The organism is Thauera aromatica K172 (assembly GCF_003030465.1).
Classification (GTDB): domain Bacteria; phylum Pseudomonadota; class Gammaproteobacteria; order Burkholderiales; family Rhodocyclaceae; genus Thauera; species Thauera aromatica.
The window spans coordinates 3,429,738-3,448,723 of record NZ_CP028339.1; the positions used below are offsets into that span (position 1 = coordinate 3,429,738).

An 18,986-nucleotide genomic window follows, 5' to 3' on the forward strand; every position below is an offset into this window, starting at 1 on the left:
CGCCCCGGCAGCGAATCCGGCGGGCACGCGCGAAGAGCCTGCCCCCACCCTACGAGAACAACATGACCGCGAAAGAAAAACTCCCCCGCAGCGTGCCGGACGGCACGGCGCCGCGCTACAACGCGCGTGAATCCTGGCGAATCTTTGGAATTATGGCAGAGTTCGTCGAGGCCACCGAACGCCTGTCGGCGATCCGCCCCGCGGTGTCGATCTTCGGTAGCGCGCGCACGCCGCCGGACCACATGTACTACATGCTCACCGAGAAGATCGCCCGCCTGCTGTCGGACTCGGGCTTTTCGGTGATTTCGGGCGGCGGCCCGGGCATCATGGAAGCGGCGAACAAGGGCGCCTTCTTCGGCAAGAGCCCGTCGGTGGGGCTGAACATCCAGCTCCCGCTCGAGCAGGGCGCCAACCCCTACCAGGACATCTCGCAGACCTTCCAGCACTTCTTTGCGCGCAAGTTCATGTTCGTCAAGTTCGCCGCGGCCTACGTCGTCATGCCGGGCGGTTTCGGCACGCTCGACGAGCTGCTCGAAGCGATGACGCTGATCCAGACCAAGAAGAGCCGGCGCATCCCGATCATCCTGGTCCACGGCCCGTTCTGGAACGGCCTGCTCGACTGGCTGCGCGACCGCCTCGTCACCGAAGGCATGATCAACCGCGAGGATCTCGACTTGGTGCAGGTCATCGACAAGCCCGAAGAAGTGGTCGAGGCGATCTTCAAGCATTACGAGCGCCGCGGTTTCCAGCCTCTGCCGGCAGAGCACGAGATGATGCTGAACCTTTGAGCGGCGCGGCACCGGCGCGCTGCCGGCGAATCGGGCGATACGCTGCCCCGGGCGCCGAAAGCGCCCGCGAAACGGCTAGAATCCAGCCATCTTCAGGAGAACATCATGCGCCGCACCCTGACCGCCCTGCTGCTCGCCGCTGCACTGCCCGCGTTCGCCCAGCAGCCCCCGGCCCTCGAGCCGATTCCCGAACCGCCGCCGATGCCGGCCGACAACGAAGCCGTCGACGAGCCCGAAGTCACCATCGTCAAGCGTGGCGAGGACACCGTCACCGAGTACCGCATCCGCGGCAAGCTCTACATGGTCAAGGTCACGCCGCCGCACGGCGTGCCCTACTACCTGATCGACAAGGAAGGCAACGGCCAGATGGTGCGCGACGACAGCGCGCCGACGCTGGCGGTGCCGATGTGGGTGGTCAAGTCCTGGTGAGCCAGCCCCCCCGCACCGCCGCCGCCGCGCCCCGCGGGGAGGCCGGGCGAGTGCGCAGCTTCCCGCCGGTGTTCCGCGCCGACGCCCGGGTCCTGGTCCTCGGCAGCATGCCGGGCGCGGCCTCGCTGGCGGCGGCGCAGTACTACGCCCACCCGCGCAATGCCTTCTGGCCGATCATGGGCGCCCTGTTCGGCGCCGGGCCGCAGCTGCCCTACCCCGACCGTCTCGACCGCCTGCTCGCCGCGGGCGTCGCCCTGTGGGATGTGATCGGCAGCTGCGCGCGCGACGGCAGCCTCGACCGCGCGATCGCCGCCGACAGCATCGTACCCAACGATTTCGCCGCCCTGTTCGCCGCCTGCCCGCAGCTCAGCGCGGTGTTTTTCAACGGCGCCGCGGCCGAGACCGCCTTCCGCCGCCACGTCCAGCGCGCCGCCGGCAGCCCGCCGCTGCATCTTGCCCGCCTGCCGTCGACCAGCCCAGCCCACGCCGCGCGCCGCTTCGAAGCCAAGCTCGAAGCCTGGCAGGCGCTGCGGGTCGCCGCCGGCGAGGGTCCGGCGCCGGCCTGCACACCGGCCCGCCGCGGCACGTTGCCCGACCCTTCGGCCGGCCCTTCGCCCGCAGCGGCGCGCGCCCTCGCCGCCTGAGCCGGCCGCCGCCGCCCCCTGGAGCCCGCATGTCCGTCTTCACTCCCGTCCCCGAACCCGCGCTCGCCGAGTGGCTGCAGGACTACGCCATCGGCCGCCTGGTCGCATTGAAGGGCATTTCCGCCGGGGTCCAGAACAGCAATTTCTTCGTCACCACCACCCTCGGGCGCTACGTGCTGACCCTGTTCGAAGGCATGACCCGCGCCGAACTGCCCTATTACCTGCACCTGATGGCGCACCTGTCGCGCCACGGCCTGCCGGTGCCGGGGCCGATCGCCAACCGCCACAACGAATACCTCGGCACCCTGCAGGAGCGCCCCGCGGCGCTGGTGATGCGCCTGTCGGGCGCCTCCGAGATGAACCCCGGCCCGGGCCACTGTGCGAAAGTCGGCGCCATGCTCGCCGGCCTGCACCTGGCCGGCCTGTCCTACGGCCGCCGCCAGGACAATCCACGCGGTCCGGCCTGGCGCAGCGAAACCGCACGCGCGGTGCACGACTTCCTGCCCGCCGACGAACGCCGCCTGCTCGATGCCGAAATCGCCTTCCAGGCCACGGTCGACCTCGCCCGCCTGCCTGCCGGCGCGATCCACGCCGACCTCTTCCGCGACAACGTGCTGTGGGAGACGGGCGATGACGACGAAGCGCACATCGGCGGCGTCATCGATTTCTACTTCGCCGGCTTCGACACCCTGCTGTTCGACGTCGCCGTCACCGTCAACGACTGGTGCTCCACTCCCGACGGCCGCCTCGACCCCGCCCGCAGCGCCGCCCTGCTCGCCGCCTACCACGCCGAGCGCCCGTTCACCGCGGACGAAGCCGACGCCTGGCCGGCAATGCTGCGCGCCGCCGCGCTGCGCTTCTGGCTGTCGCGCGCCGCCGACTTCCACCTGCCGCGCAGCGGCGAGCTGGTGCTGGTGAAAAACCCCGACGAATACCGCGACATCCTGCGCCTGCGCATCACCAACGTGCCGCCCCTGCCGCGATGAACGCCCCCCGCCCCCTCCCGCCTCCGCCCGCACCGGGCGATGTCGCTCCCGGCCACGCCCTGCAGTGGATCAGCGCCGGCTGGCGCCTGTTCATGCAGGCGCCGGGCACCTGGGCGGTGCAGGCGCTGATCTTCATCATCGTCATCACCGCCCTCGGCTTCCTCCCCGTCCTCGGCTGGGCGGCGGCGCCGATCGCGCTGCCGGTGCTGGTCGCCGGCATGCTGGCGGGCGCGCAGGCACTCGACCGCGGCCAGACGCTGCGCGTCGACCACTTGTTCGAGGGCATCCGCCGCCACGCCGGCAACCTGCTGCTGGTGGGCGTCTTCCACCTGCTCGGCCTGCTGCTGGCGGCGATGGTGGCGGCGGCCAGCGGCGGCAGCGCGATGCTCACCGGCGCGGCGATCGGCGCCTTCGCCGGGATGGGCATGGCCGCCGGCGGCATGATGCTGGGAATGCTGGTGTTTACCGTGCTGTGGGCGCTGCTGATGATGGCGCTCTGGTTCGCCCCCGCGCTGGTGATGCTGCACGGCGTGGCTCCGCTCGACGCGATGCAGCTGTCGGCGCGCGCCTGCGTCCACAACCTGCTCGCCTTCCTCGTCCTGGCGGCGCTGCTGTACGTGCTGCTGTGGGTGGCGATGCTGCCCGCCGGGCTCGGCATGCTGATCCTGATCCCGGTGATCGCTGGCGCGCTGTACGCGGCGTGGAAGGAAACCTTCTCCCCCTCGCTCGGGCTGCCGGCGAGCCCTGCCGGCGACGATCCGCAACCCGCCCCGCCCCCCTCCGAACCCCCTCGACCCTGAAAAGACCCATGCAAGCGAACCAACTCCCGATGCAGCGCGGCTGGACCTGGCTGCGCGACGGCGTGCAGCTGTGGCGCCGCAACCCGGCGCTGATCACGTTCGCCACCTTCGGCTACCTGCTGACCCTGGTGGTGCTGAGCGTAGTGCCGCTGATCGGCCAGCTCGCCGCCTCGCTGATCATGCCGGCGCTGTCGGTGGGCGTGCTCAACGCCTGCCGCGCCATCGACGCCCGCCGCAAGGCCGGCCCCGACGTGCTGTTTTCCGGGTTCAAGGTCAACCTCCAGGCGCTGGTGGCAATCGGCGGCCTCTATCTGATCGCCACCATGGTGGTGCTGCTGATCCTCAGCGCGATCGACGACGGCACCCTGTTCGAGATCCTGCGCGGCGGCGAAGTCGACGCACAGACGGCGGGCGACTCGACCCTCGGCTTCACCCTGCTCGTCGCCGTCGCGCTGTCGACCCCGGTGATGATGGCCTACTGGTTCGCCCCCATGCTCTCGGCATGGTGGCGGGTGTCCGCGCCGAAGGCGCTGTTCTTCAGCTTCCATGCCTGTCTGCGCAACTGGCGCCCCTTCCTCGCCTATGCCATCGGCCTGGCGATCTTCGGCGCGATCCTGCCCGGCATCGTCATCGGCGTGCTCGGCCTGATCTCGCCCGCGCTCGGCACCCTGGCCTCGCTGCCGATCCCGCTGCTGATCGTGCCGGTGATCTTCGCCAGCTTCTACACCTGCGCGCGCGACGTCTTCGGGCTGCCCGACGGCGGCACCCTACCGGCGATCGACACCGCAGCGGACAGCCGCGATGGCGGTTGACACCGGTGCCGCGGCGGCTCCGCCGGGTGGCCCGCTCGGCATCCTCGGCGGCACCTTCGACCCCATCCACCTCGGCCATCTGCGCCTCGCCGAAGAAGCCCGCGAAGCGCTCGCCCTGGCCGCCGTGCGCCTGATTCCCGCCGGCCAGCCGCCGCACCGCGGCACGCCGCACAGCACCGCAGAAGACCGTCTGGCAATGGCGCGGCTGGCCACGGCGGGCAACCCCGCCCTCGAAGTGGACGACGGCGAAGTGCGCGCGGACGAGAAAAGTTACACCGTGCTCACCCTCCAGCGCCTGCGCGCCGAACTCGGCGCCCAGCGCCCGCTGGTGCTGATCCTCGGCGCCGACGCCTTCGCCGGCCTGCCGGGCTGGCATCGCTGGGAAGCGCTGTTCGAGCTCGCCCACATCGCCGTCGCCAACCGCCCCGGCTACGCGCCCCACGGCCGGCGCTGGCCCGCCACCCTGTCGCCGGCGCTCGATGCCGCCTGCCGCGGCCGCCACAGCGCCGACCCGGCCGATCTGCGCACCGCCCCGGCCGGCCGGATCGTCCCGTTCGACATGACTCCGCTCGCCATTTCCGCCTCGCTGATCCGCGACCTGGTGAAGAACGGCCACAGCGTGCGCTATTTGCTGCCCGATCCGGTTCTCGACTATATTGCCGCGCACCGCCTGTATCGCTGACGCCCCCCCGCCGCGCGGCGCTCCCGGCATCTGCCGGCGAAGGCCCTGCGGCGCCGGCCGGGCCGCATCGATCGGGCCGCGCCCCTACCGAACCCCGCCCACCCTCACCAGGACCTGAATGGACATCCCCGCCCTGCAGAAAATCGTCGTCCAAGCGCTCGAGGACATCAAGGCGCGCGACATCGAAGTCATCGACACCGCCCGCCACACCCCGCTGTTCGACCGCATCGTCATCGCCAGCGCCGACTCCGGGCGCCAGACCCGCGCCCTCGCGCACAACGTCCAGGACAAGGTGAAATCCGCCGGTGGCGAGGTGCTCAGCACCGAAGGTGAGGAAAGCGGCGAATGGGTCCTCGTCGACCTCGGCAGCATCGTCGTGCACATCATGCAACCCGCGGTACGCAGCTATTACAAGCTCGAGGAGCTGTGGGGCCACGCTCCGGCTTCGCCCCGCTCCGCCGCCGCCGGCCGGTGACGTGCGCCTCACCGTCGTCGCCGTCGGCCACCGCATGCCCGGCTGGGTGCAGGCCGGCTTCGACGAGTTCGCCCGCCGCATGCCGCGCGAGCTGCCGCTGCAACTGCTGGAAGTGAAGGCCGAGTCGCGCACCAGCGGCAAGAGCGTCGACGCGCTGATGGCCGCCGAAGCCGTCCGCATCGAAGCCGCGCTGCCGCCGCGCTGCCGGCGGGTGATCCTCGATGAGCACGGCGCCGACCTGACGACGCCGGCCCTCGCCCGCCGGCTCGAAGCCTGGCAGGCCGGCGGCACCGACATCGCCCTCATCGTTGGCGGCCCCGACGGCCTCGCTCCGGCGCTCAAGGCCAGCGCCGACGAGGCGATCCGCCTCTCCAGCCTGACCCTGCCGCACGCGCTGGTGCGCCCGCTGCTGGCCGAGGCGCTGTACCGCGCCTGGACGGTACTGCGCAAGCACCCCTATCACCGCGAATGAGGCCTCGCCATGCCCATCAGTCCGCGCATCTATCTCGCCTCCACCAGCCCGCGCCGCCGCGAACTGCTGCGCCAGATCGGCGTCGGCTTCGACGTCCTCGCCTTCCGTAACGGCGAGCGCGGCGAGGACGCCGACGTCGACGAGACGCCGCTGCCCGGCGAGACGGTCGAACGCTACGTCGAACGCCTCGCCCTCGCCAAGGCCGAAGCCGGCGTGCGCCGCGTGCTGTGGCGCAGGCTGCCGCAGCGCCCGGTGCTCGCCGCCGACACCGCGCTCGAAGTCGACGGCGACATCATCGGCAAACCGGTCGACGCCGCCGCTGCCCACGCCATCCTGTCCCGCCTGTCCGGGCGCAGCCACCGGGTGCTGACCGCGGTCGCGGTCGGCGACGGCCGGCGCATCCGCAGCCGGCTGTCGGTCAGCGAAGTGCGCTTCCGCCCCCTCGGCGAAGACGACATCCGCCACTACATCGCCTGCGGCGAACCGATGGACAAGGCCGGCGCCTACGGCATCCAGGGGCGCGCCGCGGTGTTCGTCGAGGAGATCCGCGGCAGCTACTCGGGCATCATGGGGCTGCCGCTGTTCGAGACCGCACAGTTGCTCGACGCCTTCGGCTGCGCCGTCATCGGCAGTGGGATCAGCTCTTGAATTCGCGCCTCCCCACCGCCGCCGGCGGCAGCGCAGAAGCAAGACCTGATCCCATTCAAGACGACATCATGAGCATCGAATTCCTCATCAACTGCACCCCGCAGGAAACCCGGGTGGCGATCGTCGAGCAGGGCGTGGTGCAGGAACTGCACATCGAGCGCACCACCTGCCGCGGCATCGTCGGCAACATCTACCTCGGCAAGGTGGTCCGCGTGCTGCCCGGCATGCAGTCGGCCTTCATCGACATCGGCCTCGAGCGCACCGCCTTCCTCCACGTCGCCGACATCTGGACCGACCGCCCCCATGGCGAGCCGGCGCGGCCGATCGAGCGCATCCTCGCCGAAGGCCAGAGCCTGATGGTGCAGGTGCTGAAGGATCCGCTCGGCACCAAGGGCGCGCGCCTGTCCACCCAGATCAGCCTCGCCGGGCGCCTGCTCGTCTATCTCCCCCAGGAAAAACACATCGGCATTTCGCAGCGGATCGAGGACGAAGCCGAGCGCGAAGCCCTGCGCGGCCGCCTCACCGCGCTGGTGCCGGAGGACGAACCGGGCGGCTTCATCGTCCGGACGATGGCCGAATCCGCCTCCGACGCCGAGCTCGCGGCCGACATCGCCTACCTGCGCAAGCTGTGGGGCGAGATTTCCGGCAGCACCCGCGGCGAGTTCCCGCCCAAGCTGGTGCACGAGGACCTCGGCCTGGGCCAGCGCACCCTGCGCGACCTGGCCAACGACGAGACCACCCGCATCCGCATCGATTCGCGGGAAAACTTCCAGAAGCTTTCGGCCTTCGCCGCCGAATACACCCCCAAGGTGCTGCCCCTGCTCGAGCACTACAGCGGCGAACGCCCGCTGTTCGAGCTCTACAACGTCGAAGAGGAAATCCAGAAGGCGCTCGCCCGCCGCGTGGACCTGAAGTCGGGCGGCTACCTGATCATCGACCAGACCGAGGCGATGACCACGGTGGACGTCAATACCGGGGGTTTCGTCGGCGCGCGCAACTTCGACGACACCATCTTCAAGACCAACCTCGAGGCCAGCCAGGCGATCGCCCGCCAGCTGCGCCTCCGCAACCTCGGCGGCATCATCATCATCGACTTCATCGACATGGAGAACGTCGAGCACCGCGAAATGGTGCTGGAGGAATTCCGCAAGGCACTGGCGCGCGACCACACCAAGATGAGCATCAACGGCTTCACCGCGCTCGGCCTGGTGGAGATGACGAGGAAGCGCACCCGCGAGTCGCTCGCCCACCTGCTGTGCGAGCCCTGCCCCACCTGCAGCGGCCGCGGCGAAGTCAAGACCGCACGTACGGTGGCCTACGAGATCCTGCGCGAGCTGCTGCGCGAGGCGCGCCAGTTCAATGCCAAGGAGTTCCGCGTCCTCGCCGCGCCCAACGTCATCGACCTCTTCCTCGACGAGGAAAGCCAGTCGCTGGCGATGCTGTCGGACTTCATCGACAAGAAAGTCTCGCTCCACGCCGAAGGCAGCTACACCCAGGAGCAGTTCGACATCGTCCTGCTGTGACCTCCCGCCGCGCGGGCCGACCCGCTTCCGCCGCTCGCCACCCGCCCGAAACATTGATCCAGGTCAAAGGACCATAACAACAGCATAGCGTGCCCTGCTTGTGGATATCCGCCCGAGGTAAGCTCCGAATGTCGTAGCGTTAGAAGATGCCGGGGCACCCGCGCCGGCATCGCTGCCCTGCCTCCCGGCACCAGCGCCCTGCGGCAACGACGACCGGCCAAGACCGGACCGGCTATCCAGGAGACAGGCATCCATGCAAAAACGCAGTCGGTCCGCGGGCGCTTCCCGCTCGCTGAAAAGCTTCCTTTCCCTCAGGCTCCAGAACAAGATCCTGCTGCTGGTGCTGATCCCGCTCGTGATCGCCTCCACCAGCCTGGTGGTCATGGAGAACATGGCGCGGATCGAAGACACCCGCACCCAGCTCGCGCAGCAGCGCAAGCTGCTCATCGAGTCCCGCCAGCAGGGCGTCGAAGACGTCGTCGCCCTGGCCAGATCGATGGTGAAGCAGGTGGCCGCGGGAACGGCCGACCCCGAAGTCGCCAAGGAAACCGCCAAGGCCCTGCTGCGCAGCATGCGCTTCGACGACAACAACTACGTGTTCGTTTTCGATCATGCGGGCACCATGCTCGTCCAGCCTGCCGTGCCCCGCCAGGAAGGCACCCGGATGATCGACGCCACCGACCCCAACGGCAAGCCGCTGATCCGCGACATGATCGACATCGCCCGCAACGGCGGCGGCCACTACCAGTACGCCTGGCCTCATCCGGGCACCGGCAAGCAGGAGCCGAAATACTCCTACGTCGCCAACCTGCCCGAATGGGGCTGGGTGATCGGCGCCGGCGTCTACGTCACCGAGATCGACGCCGCGATGGCCACCATCGAACAGGCCGCGCAGGGAAATCTGCGCGCCACGCTGATCCGCTTGTTCTTCATTGCCTCGGCCCTGCTGCTCCCCATCACGGCAATCACCGTCCTCGTCACCCGCCGGATCGCCCGCCAGGTCCGCGACACCGCGACCGCCATGGAAAAGATCGCCCATGAGGTGGCCGAAGGCCGGGGCGACCTCACCCGCCGCCTGCGCATCACCAGCAGCGACGAGATCGGCGAGCTCGCCACCCAGTTCAACGGTTTTCTGGCCCGCATCCAGGCGACCCTGATCGAAGTCCGCCAGAGCGCATCCGACGTCTACCAGGCCTCCACCGAGATCGCCCAGAGCAGCGAGGAACTGGCCTCGCGCACCGACCAGGCCGCCGCCAGCCTGCAGCAGACCTCCTCGGCGATGGAGCAGATCACCTCCACCGTCGGCAACAACGCCGAGCACGCCCAGGAGGCCGACCGTCTCGTCCAGTCCGCCGCCCAGGTGGCACACCAGGGCAGGGAGGCGATGGAGAAGGTGGAAAAGACCATGGCCGACATCAGCCGGTCGTCGACGCAGATCGGCGACATCGTCTCGATGATCGACGCGATCGCCTTCCAGACCAACATCCTCGCCCTCAACGCCTCGGTGGAGGCGGCCCGGGCCGGCGATCACGGCCGCGGCTTCGCCGTCGTCGCCCAGGAAGTCCGCATGCTGGCGCAGCGCTCGGCCGATGCGGCAAAGCAGATCAAGACCCTGATCGGGGAGTCCGTCGAGCACTCCCGCAGCGGCGCCGAGATCGTGCAACAGGCCGGCAGGACGATGCAGCTGATCGTGCAGCGCGTCACCGAAGTGACCAGCGCCATCGCCGAAATCAGCGCCGGCTCACGCGAGCAAAGCATCGGCATCGGCGAAGTCAACACCGCGGTCACCCAGATGGACACCATGACCCAGCAGAACGCCGCCATGGTCGAGCAGAATTCCGCCACTGCCAGCACCATGCGCGCCCATGCCGAGCACCTGAACCACCTGATCGGCACCTTCGTCCTCGGCGATGCCCCGGACGGACAGGCTGCGATGTCCGCCCCCGAAACCCTGCTGCCGTTCCCGAACGAGGCTCCCCAGCACGCCGCGCCCCTGCCGCACCGGCGCGTCCTGTCCGCCGGTTGAGCCCTGCGGGGAGCAGCAAAAAATGATTTCCGCAATCAATCACTTGTCGAGCGTACCGTTGTATCTTCGTGCACCGGCCGTCCTACCTTTTTGAGTGAGCTCCCATCGTGAAATCGACACACGCCCTGATTGCCGCTTCCATCCTTGTGGTGATGCCCCTCTCCGCTCCGGCTGCAGAAACGGCGGAACGCATCGCCGTGGCTCCGGTCTCCGACAGCGCCGCCGCCAAGGCGCTCCTGGAGCGCGCCGTTGCTCGCTACAAGGCCGACGGTGATGCCGCCTTCGCCGCCTTCAGCCGTGCCGGTGAATTCCTCTCCGGCGACCTCTACGTCTATGCGCTCGGCGTCGACGGCACCATGAAGGCCAGCGGCGGCCCCTCCATCACCCTGATCGACCGCAATATCGGCGACCTGAAGGATGCCGACGGCAAGCCCTTCATCCGTGAAATGCTCGACGGCGCCCGGAGCAGCGGCGCGGGTACGGTCAAATACCGCTGGCTCAATCCGCAGTACGGCAAGTCGGTCCCGAAAGTCGTCCATTACCAGGCCGTAGGCGAGGTCATCATCGCGGTCGGCTACTACATCCCGCATTCCTCGGCGGACCAGGCCCGGTCGATGCTCTGGCGGGCGGTTCATGAGATGAAGCAGGAGCCGGAAGCAGCCATCCGGACCTTCAACGATCTCAACGGCGGCTTTGTCCAGGACGATCTCTACGTCTTCGTGATCGATGTGGACGACCAGCGGACGCTCGCCCATGGCGCGCAACCGCGTCAGATCGGCAAGACCGTCGGCGATCTGCGCGACCCGGACGGGAAACTGTTCATCCAGGAAATGATCCGCCTGAGCGCGGAGCAGGATGTCGCCGAGGTCGATTATCTGTGGATGAATCCCGTCACCCGCAAGACGGAGAAGAAGGTTTCCTACGTAAAGCGCGTGGGCCGCCATCTGGTCGGCGTGGGCGCCTACACGAAGCGGTGATTGTCGAAATCGGCACCGGCACGCCCCGTCCGCCGGCCGGGCCCTGCGGGCGGCAGCGGACGGCCTTACGTTTTCGTGCATGTGCGGGGCGGCGCTGATACCCTGCCGGTTCTGATCGCCCACGCGCCGGCTCCGCCCGGCGCGAAACGCCCGCCTGCCGCCCCGTGAACGCCGCCTCGCCCCCTCCTGCCGCCCCCCATCCTGCCGAACCCCGCCCGGAACGCTACCGCAGCGCGCTCGCCCGCCATTTCGCCGCCACCCGCCCGGCCTTCCTCGCCGTCACCCTGGTCGCCTGCCTGATCGGCCTCGCCAGCGCGCACGCCGACGGCATTACCATCGACGCATGGACGGCCCTGCCGACCCTGCTCGCCGCCCTCGCCGCCCATGCCGGCGGCAACGTCATCAACGACTACCACGATGCCGTCAGCGGTGCCGACGACGCCAACCGCGGACGCCTGTTTCCGTTCACCGGGGGCAGCCGCTTCATCCAGAACGGCATCCTCGGTGCCCGCCACACCGCCCGCTTCGGCTACAGCCTGCTCGCCGCGGTGATCCCCGCGGGATTGTGGCTCGCCACCCAGGCCGGCCCCGGCCTGGTGCTGGTCGGCGCCGCCGGACTCGTCCTCGGCTGGGCCTACTCCGCCCCGCCGCTGCAACTGGTCCATCGCGGCTGCGGCGAACTGGTAATCACCGCCTGCTGGCTGCTGGTCGTGGTCGGCGCCGATTACGTGCAGCGCGGCGCCTTCGCCATGCTGCCGGTCGCCGCCGGCCTGTCCTACGCCCTGCTGGTGGCTAACCTGCTGTTCATCAACCAGTTTCCCGACCATGACGGCGATGCCGCCGCCGGCAAGCGCACCCTGGTCGTGCGCCTCGGCCCGCAGGTCGCAAAATGGGGCTACCTGCTGATCGCGATCACCGCCTACGCCTGGCTCATCGCCATGATCACCGCCCACCAGCTGCCGCAAAAAGCCGCCGCCGCCGCGCTGACGGTGGCGATTTCCTTTCCCGCCGCCCGTGACCTGCTCGAATATGCCGCCACCCCGGCCGAACTCGCCCCCGCGATCCGGCGCACCATCGCCGCCACCCTGGTCCACGGCCTGCTCCTCGCCGCCGCGCTGGCGTTGTTCTGACCGGGGCGATGCCGCCCTGCCGCGGCCAGGCTGGTACACTCGGCGTCTCACCTCCCGGACGCCTTCCGATGATCGGCCGCCTCACCGGCACCCTGCTGGAAAAAACTCCCCCCCAGATCCTCATCGACGTCCACGGCGTCGGCTACGAAGTCGACGTGCCGATGAGCACCTTCTACGGCCTGCCGGCGGCCGGTGCGCAGGTCAGCCTGCACACCCACTTCGTCGTGCGCGAGGACGGCCACTTCCTGTTCGGTTTCGCCACCGCCGAAGAGCGCACCACCTTCCGCCAGTTGCTGAAAGTATCCGGCGTCGGCGCGCGCATGGCGCTCGCGGTGCTGTCGGGACTTTCGGTGAACGACCTCGCCCAGGCGGTTGCGCTGCAGGAAGCCGGCCGCCTGGTGAAGATTCCCGGCATCGGCAAGAAGACCGCCGAGCGCCTGCTGCTCGAGTTGCGCGACAAGCTCGGCAAGGCCCTGCCGAACCTGGCTGGCACCAAGCTCGCCGCCGCCCCCGGCACACCGCCCGATGCGAAGAGCGACATCCTCAACGCGCTCCTCGCGCTCGGCTACAACGAACGCGAGGCGCTCGGCGCGATGAAGGGGCTGGCCGAGGACGCAGGCGTGTCCGAAGGCATCCGCCAGGCGCTGAAGGCGCTGTCGAAGGCCTGAACGAATCCACAGTCCGGAGCGCACCGAGCCGTACCGGAACGGCTACACTCACGCCATGATCGAAACCGACAAGCTGCAGGCCGCTCCCGCCGAACGGCTGATCTCGCCGCGCCCCGCCGACCGCCAGGAAGACGCTGTCGAGCGCGCGCTGCGCCCCAAGCGCCTGGCCGAATACGTCGGCCAGGCGAAGATCCGCGAGCAGCTCGAGATCTTCATCACTGCCGCCCGCAACCGCAGCGAAGCGCTCGACCACGTGCTGCTGTTCGGCCCCCCCGGCCTGGGCAAGACCACCCTCGCCCACATCGTCGCCGCCGAGATGGGGGTGAACCTGCGCCAGACCTCGGGGCCGGTGCTCGAACGCGCCGGGGATCTCGCCGCACTGCTCACCAACCTCGAACCGCACGACGTCCTCTTCATCGACGAAATCCACCGTCTCTCGCCGGTGGTGGAGGAAATCCTCTACCCGGCCCTCGAAGACTTCCAGATCGACATCATGATCGGCGAAGGCCCGGCGGCGCGCTCGGTGAAGCTCGACCTGCCGCCGTTTACGCTCGTCGGCGCCACCACCCGCGCCGGCATGCTCACCAATCCGCTGCGCGACCGCTTCGGCATCGTCTCGCGGCTCGAGTTCTATACCGCGGACGAGCTCGCCTTTATCGTCGGCCGCTCGGCGCGGCTGTTGAACGTCGCCATCGACGACGCCGGCGCGCTCGAAATCGCCCGCCGCGCGCGCGGTACCCCGCGCATCGCCAACCGCCTGCTGCGCCGCGTGCGCGACTACGCCGAAGTGAAGGCCGGCGGCCACATCAGCAGCGCAGTGGCCGATGCGGCGCTGAAGATGCTCGACGTCGACCATCTCGGCCTCGACCTGATGGACCGCAAGCTGCTCGGCGCGATGCTGGAGAAGTTCGGCGGCGGCCCGGTCGGGCTCGACAACCTCGCCGCCGCGATCGGCGAATCGAGCGACACCATCGAGGACGTCATCGAGCCCTACCTGATCCAGCAAGGCTACCTGCAGCGCACTCCGCGCGGGCGCATGGCGACACTTTCGATCTGGCAGCACTTCGACCTCGCCCCGCCGCGCAGCGGGCAGGGCGGAGACCTGTTCGGCGCCTAATTCGGAGCGCCAGGGCGGTCCCGCACGGGGCGGCACGGGCGCCGCGCCGCGTTCCGGAGCGCCGGCCCGGCGCCCGCCGGCTTCAGCCGTCGCCGTCGCTTTCCCCGCTCCCGCCCCCGCCCGCCGCCGGGGGGTCCTTCCCCGCAGGGGAGCCTTTTCCCACCGGGAGGTCTTTTTTCGCCGGAAAACCTTTTCCCGCCTGGTCGGCCTTGCGCGCGCGCGGATGGGCGCGGTCATAGACTTTGGCCAGGTGCTGGAAATCAAGGTGGGTGTAGACCTGGGTGCTGCGGATGCTGGCATGGCCGAGCAGTTCCTGCACCGCGCGCAGGTCGCCGCTCGATTGCAGCAGGTGGCTGGCGAAACTGTGGCGCAGCATGTGCGGATGGACATGGACTCCCAGCCCCAGCGCCTGTGCCCGCCGCGCCAGCCGGCTGGCGATGCCGCTCGGCGACAGGCGGGTGCCGTGGCGGGTGACGAACAGCGCCCGCTCACCGCCCCGCGCGAACTGCGCGCGCACTGCCAGCCAGTCCCCGAGCGCGGCCCGCGCCCGCGCCCCGACCGGCACGCTGCGCATGCGATTGCGCTTGCCGCTGACGGTCACCATGCCCTCGACGAAATCGACTCCCCGCTCCACGTCGAGCGCGGCGGCTTCGGCGACCCGCAGCCCGGACGAATAGATGAGCTCGAACAGCGCCACATCGCGCACTTCGAGCGCGCTTTCCGCCTCAGGATCGAGCAGCGCCGCAGCCTGGTCGGGCGACAGCGCACGCGGCAGCAACGCGGGCGATTTCGGCGGGCGCACTCCGAGCGCCGGATTGGCGCGCACCCCGTGGTGGCGGATCAGCCAGCGGTACAGCCCGCGCCAGGCCGCGAGGTGGAGCGCGATCGAGCGCCCGGCCAGGCCCTCGCCGTGGAGGCGGGCGACGAAGCGGCGGATGTCCTGCACTTCGAGAGCAGGCAACGCCCGCCCGTCGGCCAGGCGCAGCAGCGCGTGGACGCAGGCGCGGTAGGCTTTCAGCGTCGGCGCCGCGGCGCGGCGCTGGGTCGCCAGCCACTCCAGCCAGGCTTCGATTTCCGCCGACAGCATCGCCTCCGGCCGTTCCGCGCCCATCATCGCCCCGCCTCTTTGCCCTGCCGGAAGGGTCCGCCTGCCGCCGCCGGCAGGCCGGAGCCGGACCGCGGACTCAGGCCGGGCTCCGCGCCAGCGCCGCCGCCACCAGCTCGCCGATGCGTCCCAGGTAGAGCGTGCCCATTCCGGGGTAGAAGCGCTCGGGTTCGCCACTGCCGAGCCCGAGCAGGCCGAAGCAGACTCCCTGGCGGCGCAGCGGCATCAGCGCGAGGGAGCGGATGTGGGCGCCAGATTCGCCGAACCAGCCCGCCATTTCGGCATGCTCCGGCACGCCGCAGTAGGGCTGGCGCAGGCCGTCGAGCTGGCGCCGCGCCGCCTCCCCGACTTCGTCCGCCTCCGCTGCCACGGAATCCGCAACCCACAGCTTGAGCGCGACATAGGGCACGGCGAAGTCGTCCTGCAGGCTGTCGGTCAGCGCCTGGCGCACGCCTTCGGCGCTGCCGGCTTCGAGCAGGGCGAGCGACAGGCGATGCACTTTGGCGCTGATGTCGTCGTTGTCGGCGCCGAACCGGATCAGCTCGGCGAGATCGAGTTCGAGCTGGCGAATCCGCTCGCGCAGGGTGTGCAGCTGGCGCTCAGCGAGCGAGATCGCCTGCCCGCCGTGCTGCGGATGCGGCACGGTCAGCCCGGCGAACACCTCGCCATGCTCACAGAGGAAGTCGGGGTGTTCGCGCAGGTAGCGCGCGAGATCTTCGGCATTCATCGCTTCCACTCCTGGGGGCCGCCGGGCGGCCCGAAGTTCGTTCCGTTGTGCCGGTCGCGGCATTCCCGCGACGTGAACCGCAGCCTGCGCCGGCAGCGCAGGCTCCCGCCGATTCTCCTCCTTCCGTTTTGCAACCCGAAGACCGTGCCCGCAACGGGGCCGCCGCCCCCTCAGTCGAGCGCCATCTCGCCTTCGAACACGGTGACCGCCGGTCCGGTCATCCGCACGTTGGTAGCGGGACCATCCCAGGCGATTTCGAGCTCGCCGCCGCGGGTCTCGATCCGCACCGGCGACTCGAGCAAGCCGCGCAGGATGCCGGCCACCGCCGCCGCGCAGGCGCCGGTGCCGCAGGCCAGGGTCTCGCCGGCGCCGCGCTCGAACACGCGCAGGCGCGCACGATGGGGATCGACCACCTGCAGGAAGCCGGCATTGACCCGCGCCGGAAAACGCTCATGGCGCTCGATCAGCGCCCCCTGCGCGGCCACCGGCGCGGCATCGACATCGGCCACCACCTGCACCGCGTGCGGGTTGCCCATCGACACCACGGTGATCGCCAGGGTGACCTCGCCCACCTGCAGCGGCTGGACCACGGCGTCGGAGTCGGAGCGGAAGGGAATCTTCGCCGGCGCCAGCTCGGGCACGCCCATGTCCACCGTGACCAGACCGTCCTCGCGCAGGCGCGGCGCGATGATGCCGGACCGGGTCTCGACGCGGATCTCGCGCTTCGCGGTAAGGCCCTTGTCGTGGACGAAGCGGGCGAAGCAGCGCGCGCCGTTGCCGCACTGCTCGACCTCGCCGCCGTCGGCGTTGAAGATGCGATAGCGGAAGTCGACATCCACCCGGCTCGCCGGCTCGACCACCAGCAGCTGGTCGCAGCCGACGCCGAAATGGCGGTCGGCGATCGCCCGCACCCGCGCCGGATTGAGGTCGACCGGGGCGCGGGTGGCGTCGATGACGACGAAGTCGTTGCCGAGGCCGTGCATCTTGGTAAAGCGCAGTTTCATCGGTTCGTTCCGGGACCGGGACGGTCCATGTACTCGGTCAATAAAAGCGCGGCTCGCCCGCAGGCCGCGTCTTGAAGCGTCGATGGACCCAATAATACTGCTCCGGCATGGTGCGGATCACCCCTTCGAGCCAGGTATTCATGCGCCGGGTATCGGCTTCGACGTCGTCCGACGGGTAGTCCGCCCACGGCGCTCCCAGCTCCAGCAGGTAGCCCGCGCCACCAGGCAGGATGCGGGTGACGCACGGCACCACCGCCGCCCCCGCCAGGCGCGCCAGGCGCGGCAGGCCGGTGATGGTGGCCGCGGGTACGCCGAAGAAGGGGACGAAGATCGATTCCTTGCGTCCGTAGTCGAGGTCGGGCAGGTAGTAGAACGGGCGCCCGGCCTTCATCGCCTTCACCGTCGCCCGCACGCCGTCGTGGCGCGACAGCAGCAGCTGGTCGTTGAAGCGGCTGCGGCCGTGGTACAGCCAACGGTCGAAGACCTTGTCCTTCTGCCGCGCGTAGACGCTGACGAAGTCGCCTTCCATCGACAGCCGGGTGCCGGCCATGTCGAGGCCGACGAAGTGCGGCGCGAGCAGGATCACCGGGCGGCCGGCCGCCTTCAGCGCGTCCAGCCGCTCCAGCCCCTCGATGCGCACCGTCGCCCGCAGGCGCGCGGGGCTCGCCCACCACGCCAGGCCGCGTTCGAGCATGCTGCGCCCGGTGACGGCGAAGTTGCGCCGGGCGAGGGCGCGGCGCTCGCCCTCGGACAATTCGGGAAAGCACAGCCGCAGGTTGGTCAGCACCACCTTGCGCCGCGGCGCCACCAGCACGTACAGGAGCAGGCCGAAGGCCTCGCCGAGCGGCGCGAGTACGGACAGCGGCAGCCAGTGCAGGAGCCAGAACAGGGCGATCGCGAGGCGGCTCATCGCGGCGGCTCCTGCTCCGCCGAAGTCCCTGCCGCTTCATCCTCGCGCCCCTTGCGCGGCTGCTTGTAGCGGTTGTAGCCCCACAGATACTGCTGCGGACACTGCAGGATGAGGCGTTCGACTTCGCGGTTGATGGTCGCCACGTCGGCCTCCAGCTCGCCCGACAAGGCCTCGGCCGGCGCCTGCAGGCGGAACACGTAGCCTGCGCCGCGCGGCAGGCGCTCGGCCCAGGTGTAGATCACCCGCACGCCCTTGACCGCAGCCAGGCGCGCGGCGAGCGTCATCGTCCACGCCGGCTTGCCGAAGAACGGCGCCCACACGCCTTCACCGGCCCCCGGCACCTGGTCGGGCAGCATCCCCACCGCCTCGTGACTGCGCAGAGTCTTCACCAGCCTGCGCACCCCCGACACGTCGGCCGGCGCGGTGCGCATCCGGCCACGCGCGCGGCCGGCCTCCATCAGCGGCTGCAGCGCGGCCTTGCGCGGCGGACGATAGAGCACGGTGATCGGGATCTGCGCCGCGATGCACTGCGCGGTGATCTCGAAGCAGCCCAGGTGCGGCGTGATGAAGAGGATTCCGGCGCCTTCGGCGCGTGCCTGCTCGACCAGCTCCCAGCCTTCGGTGCGCACCGCGGCGGCCACCACCTCGGACGCCGGACGCAGCCAGAGGAAGGGCAGCTCGAGGGCCTGGCGGCCGGCTTCGGCGATCGCCGCGCGCCGCACCGCATCGTCCTCGCGGCCGAGAGCGTTGGCCAGGTTGGCGCGCAGGCGGCGGGCGTAGGACGGCGAAGCCCAGTAGGCGAGCCAGCCCATCCAGCCGCCGAGGCGGTGCAGCCAGGGCAAGGGCAGGCGCGAGAGCAGGCGGAAGAGGAGGTCGAGCAGCACGTCGGCGACTGGCATGGGGAGTTGCAGGACCCGAATGCTTACACAGCCGGCGATCCCGGTCTATAATCCGGCCTCACCGCCGAGTTAACTCGACAACTTGCAGGGCGGTACGGCAGGCGCAGGCCGCCGGCAAAAATACTGCTAAAGCGTCGGCTGCTCGACGAAATCCCCGGAGCTGG

The 18,986-nt window shown here is 69.9% G+C and carries 21 protein-coding genes; 16 read left to right on the forward strand and 5 right to left on the reverse strand.

Going from position 1 to position 18,986, the window contains the following annotated elements; all coding sequences use genetic code 11:
- Positions 1 to 62 precede the first annotated feature (62 nt).
- From Tharo_RS16090 to ruvB, 16 genes are all read left to right on the forward strand, one after another.
- Complete coding sequence (locus tag Tharo_RS16090) at positions 63 to 788, forward strand: LOG family protein (RefSeq protein WP_107222072.1); 726 nt, start codon at positions 63 to 65, stop codon at positions 786 to 788.
- A 105-nt stretch (positions 789 to 893) separates the two neighbouring features.
- Positions 894 to 1,217: a DUF2782 domain-containing protein gene (locus Tharo_RS16095; protein ID WP_107222073.1), complete on the forward strand. Its 324-nt coding sequence runs from the start codon at positions 894 to 896 to the stop codon at positions 1,215 to 1,217.
- Positions 1,214 to 1,861, forward strand: a complete 648-nt coding sequence (locus Tharo_RS16100; RefSeq protein ID WP_425444938.1) for a DNA-deoxyinosine glycosylase — start codon at positions 1,214 to 1,216, stop codon at positions 1,859 to 1,861. Before Tharo_RS16095 ends, Tharo_RS16100 begins: the two co-directional genes overlap by 4 nt.
- 29 nt (positions 1,862 to 1,890) lie before the next feature.
- Positions 1,891 to 2,847, forward strand: a complete 957-nt coding sequence (locus Tharo_RS16105; protein ID WP_107222075.1) for a homoserine kinase — start codon at positions 1,891 to 1,893, stop codon at positions 2,845 to 2,847.
- On the forward strand, positions 2,844 to 3,647 hold the full coding sequence (locus Tharo_RS16110) for a BPSS1780 family membrane protein (protein ID WP_107222076.1): 804 nt from the start codon (positions 2,844 to 2,846) through the stop codon (positions 3,645 to 3,647). The genes Tharo_RS16105 and Tharo_RS16110 overlap by 4 nt, the downstream gene beginning before the upstream one ends.
- A gap of 8 nt (positions 3,648 to 3,655) precedes the next feature.
- Positions 3,656 to 4,459, forward strand: coding sequence for a BPSS1780 family membrane protein (locus tag Tharo_RS16115; protein ID WP_245880940.1), 804 nt, complete (start codon positions 3,656 to 3,658; stop codon positions 4,457 to 4,459).
- Positions 4,449 to 5,141, forward strand: a complete 693-nt coding sequence (gene nadD / locus Tharo_RS16120; RefSeq protein ID WP_107222077.1) for a nicotinate-nucleotide adenylyltransferase — start codon at positions 4,449 to 4,451, stop codon at positions 5,139 to 5,141. Before Tharo_RS16115 ends, nadD begins: the two co-directional genes overlap by 11 nt.
- 118 nt (positions 5,142 to 5,259) lie before the next feature.
- Positions 5,260 to 5,616, forward strand: coding sequence for a ribosome silencing factor (rsfS, locus tag Tharo_RS16125; protein ID WP_107222078.1), 357 nt, complete (start codon positions 5,260 to 5,262; stop codon positions 5,614 to 5,616).
- A gap of 1 nt (position 5,617) precedes the next feature.
- Positions 5,618 to 6,088, forward strand: coding sequence for a 23S rRNA (pseudouridine(1915)-N(3))-methyltransferase RlmH (gene rlmH, locus Tharo_RS16130; RefSeq protein WP_107222079.1), 471 nt, complete (start codon positions 5,618 to 5,620; stop codon positions 6,086 to 6,088).
- A gap of 9 nt (positions 6,089 to 6,097) precedes the next feature.
- Positions 6,098 to 6,736 carry a Maf family protein gene (locus Tharo_RS16135; RefSeq protein WP_107222080.1) on the forward strand — a complete coding sequence of 213 codons (639 nt, stop codon included), beginning with the start codon at positions 6,098 to 6,100 and terminating at the stop codon, positions 6,734 to 6,736.
- Between the two features lie 68 nt (positions 6,737 to 6,804).
- On the forward strand, positions 6,805 to 8,259 hold the full coding sequence (gene rng / locus Tharo_RS16140) for a ribonuclease G (protein WP_107222081.1): 1,455 nt from the start codon (positions 6,805 to 6,807) through the stop codon (positions 8,257 to 8,259).
- A gap of 253 nt (positions 8,260 to 8,512) precedes the next feature.
- The gene (locus Tharo_RS16145) at positions 8,513 to 10,285 is read left to right on the forward strand and encodes a methyl-accepting chemotaxis protein (protein WP_107222082.1); all 1,773 of its coding nucleotides are present in this window, start codon (positions 8,513 to 8,515) and stop codon (positions 10,283 to 10,285) included.
- Between the two features lie 152 nt (positions 10,286 to 10,437).
- On the forward strand, positions 10,438 to 11,262 hold the full coding sequence (locus Tharo_RS16150; RefSeq protein ID WP_107222083.1) for a cache domain-containing protein: 825 nt from the start codon (positions 10,438 to 10,440) through the stop codon (positions 11,260 to 11,262).
- A 164-nt stretch (positions 11,263 to 11,426) separates the two neighbouring features.
- Complete coding sequence (locus tag Tharo_RS16155; RefSeq protein WP_107222084.1) at positions 11,427 to 12,392, forward strand: prenyltransferase; 966 nt, start codon at positions 11,427 to 11,429, stop codon at positions 12,390 to 12,392.
- Between the two features lie 68 nt (positions 12,393 to 12,460).
- On the forward strand, positions 12,461 to 13,060 hold the full coding sequence (gene ruvA, locus Tharo_RS16160) for a Holliday junction branch migration protein RuvA (protein ID WP_107222085.1): 600 nt from the start codon (positions 12,461 to 12,463) through the stop codon (positions 13,058 to 13,060).
- Between the two features lie 55 nt (positions 13,061 to 13,115).
- Positions 13,116 to 14,177: a Holliday junction branch migration DNA helicase RuvB gene (gene ruvB, locus Tharo_RS16165; protein WP_107222086.1), complete on the forward strand. Its 1,062-nt coding sequence runs from the start codon at positions 13,116 to 13,118 to the stop codon at positions 14,175 to 14,177.
- A gap of 82 nt (positions 14,178 to 14,259) precedes the next feature.
- Here the strand turns inward: ruvB and Tharo_RS16170 are convergent, their stop codons facing one another.
- The 5 genes from Tharo_RS16170 to Tharo_RS16190 form a co-directional block, all read right to left on the reverse strand.
- Entirely contained in the window at positions 14,260 to 15,288 is a 1,029-nt protein-coding gene (locus Tharo_RS16170) for a tyrosine recombinase XerC (protein WP_425444960.1), read from the reverse strand.
- Between the two features lie 73 nt (positions 15,289 to 15,361).
- Complete coding sequence (locus tag Tharo_RS16175) at positions 15,362 to 16,009, reverse strand: DUF484 family protein (RefSeq protein WP_107222087.1); 648 nt, start codon at positions 16,007 to 16,009, stop codon at positions 15,362 to 15,364.
- Between the two features lie 170 nt (positions 16,010 to 16,179).
- Entirely contained in the window at positions 16,180 to 17,013 is an 834-nt protein-coding gene (gene dapF / locus Tharo_RS16180; protein WP_107222088.1) for a diaminopimelate epimerase, read from the reverse strand.
- Positions 17,014 to 17,050: 37 nt separating this feature from the next.
- Entirely contained in the window at positions 17,051 to 17,923 is an 873-nt protein-coding gene (locus Tharo_RS16185; protein ID WP_107222089.1) for a lysophospholipid acyltransferase family protein, read from the reverse strand.
- Entirely contained in the window at positions 17,920 to 18,822 is a 903-nt protein-coding gene (locus Tharo_RS16190) for a lysophospholipid acyltransferase family protein (protein WP_107222090.1), read from the reverse strand. The genes Tharo_RS16185 and Tharo_RS16190 overlap by 4 nt, the downstream gene beginning before the upstream one ends.
- Positions 18,823 to 18,986: the final 164 nt, after the last annotated feature.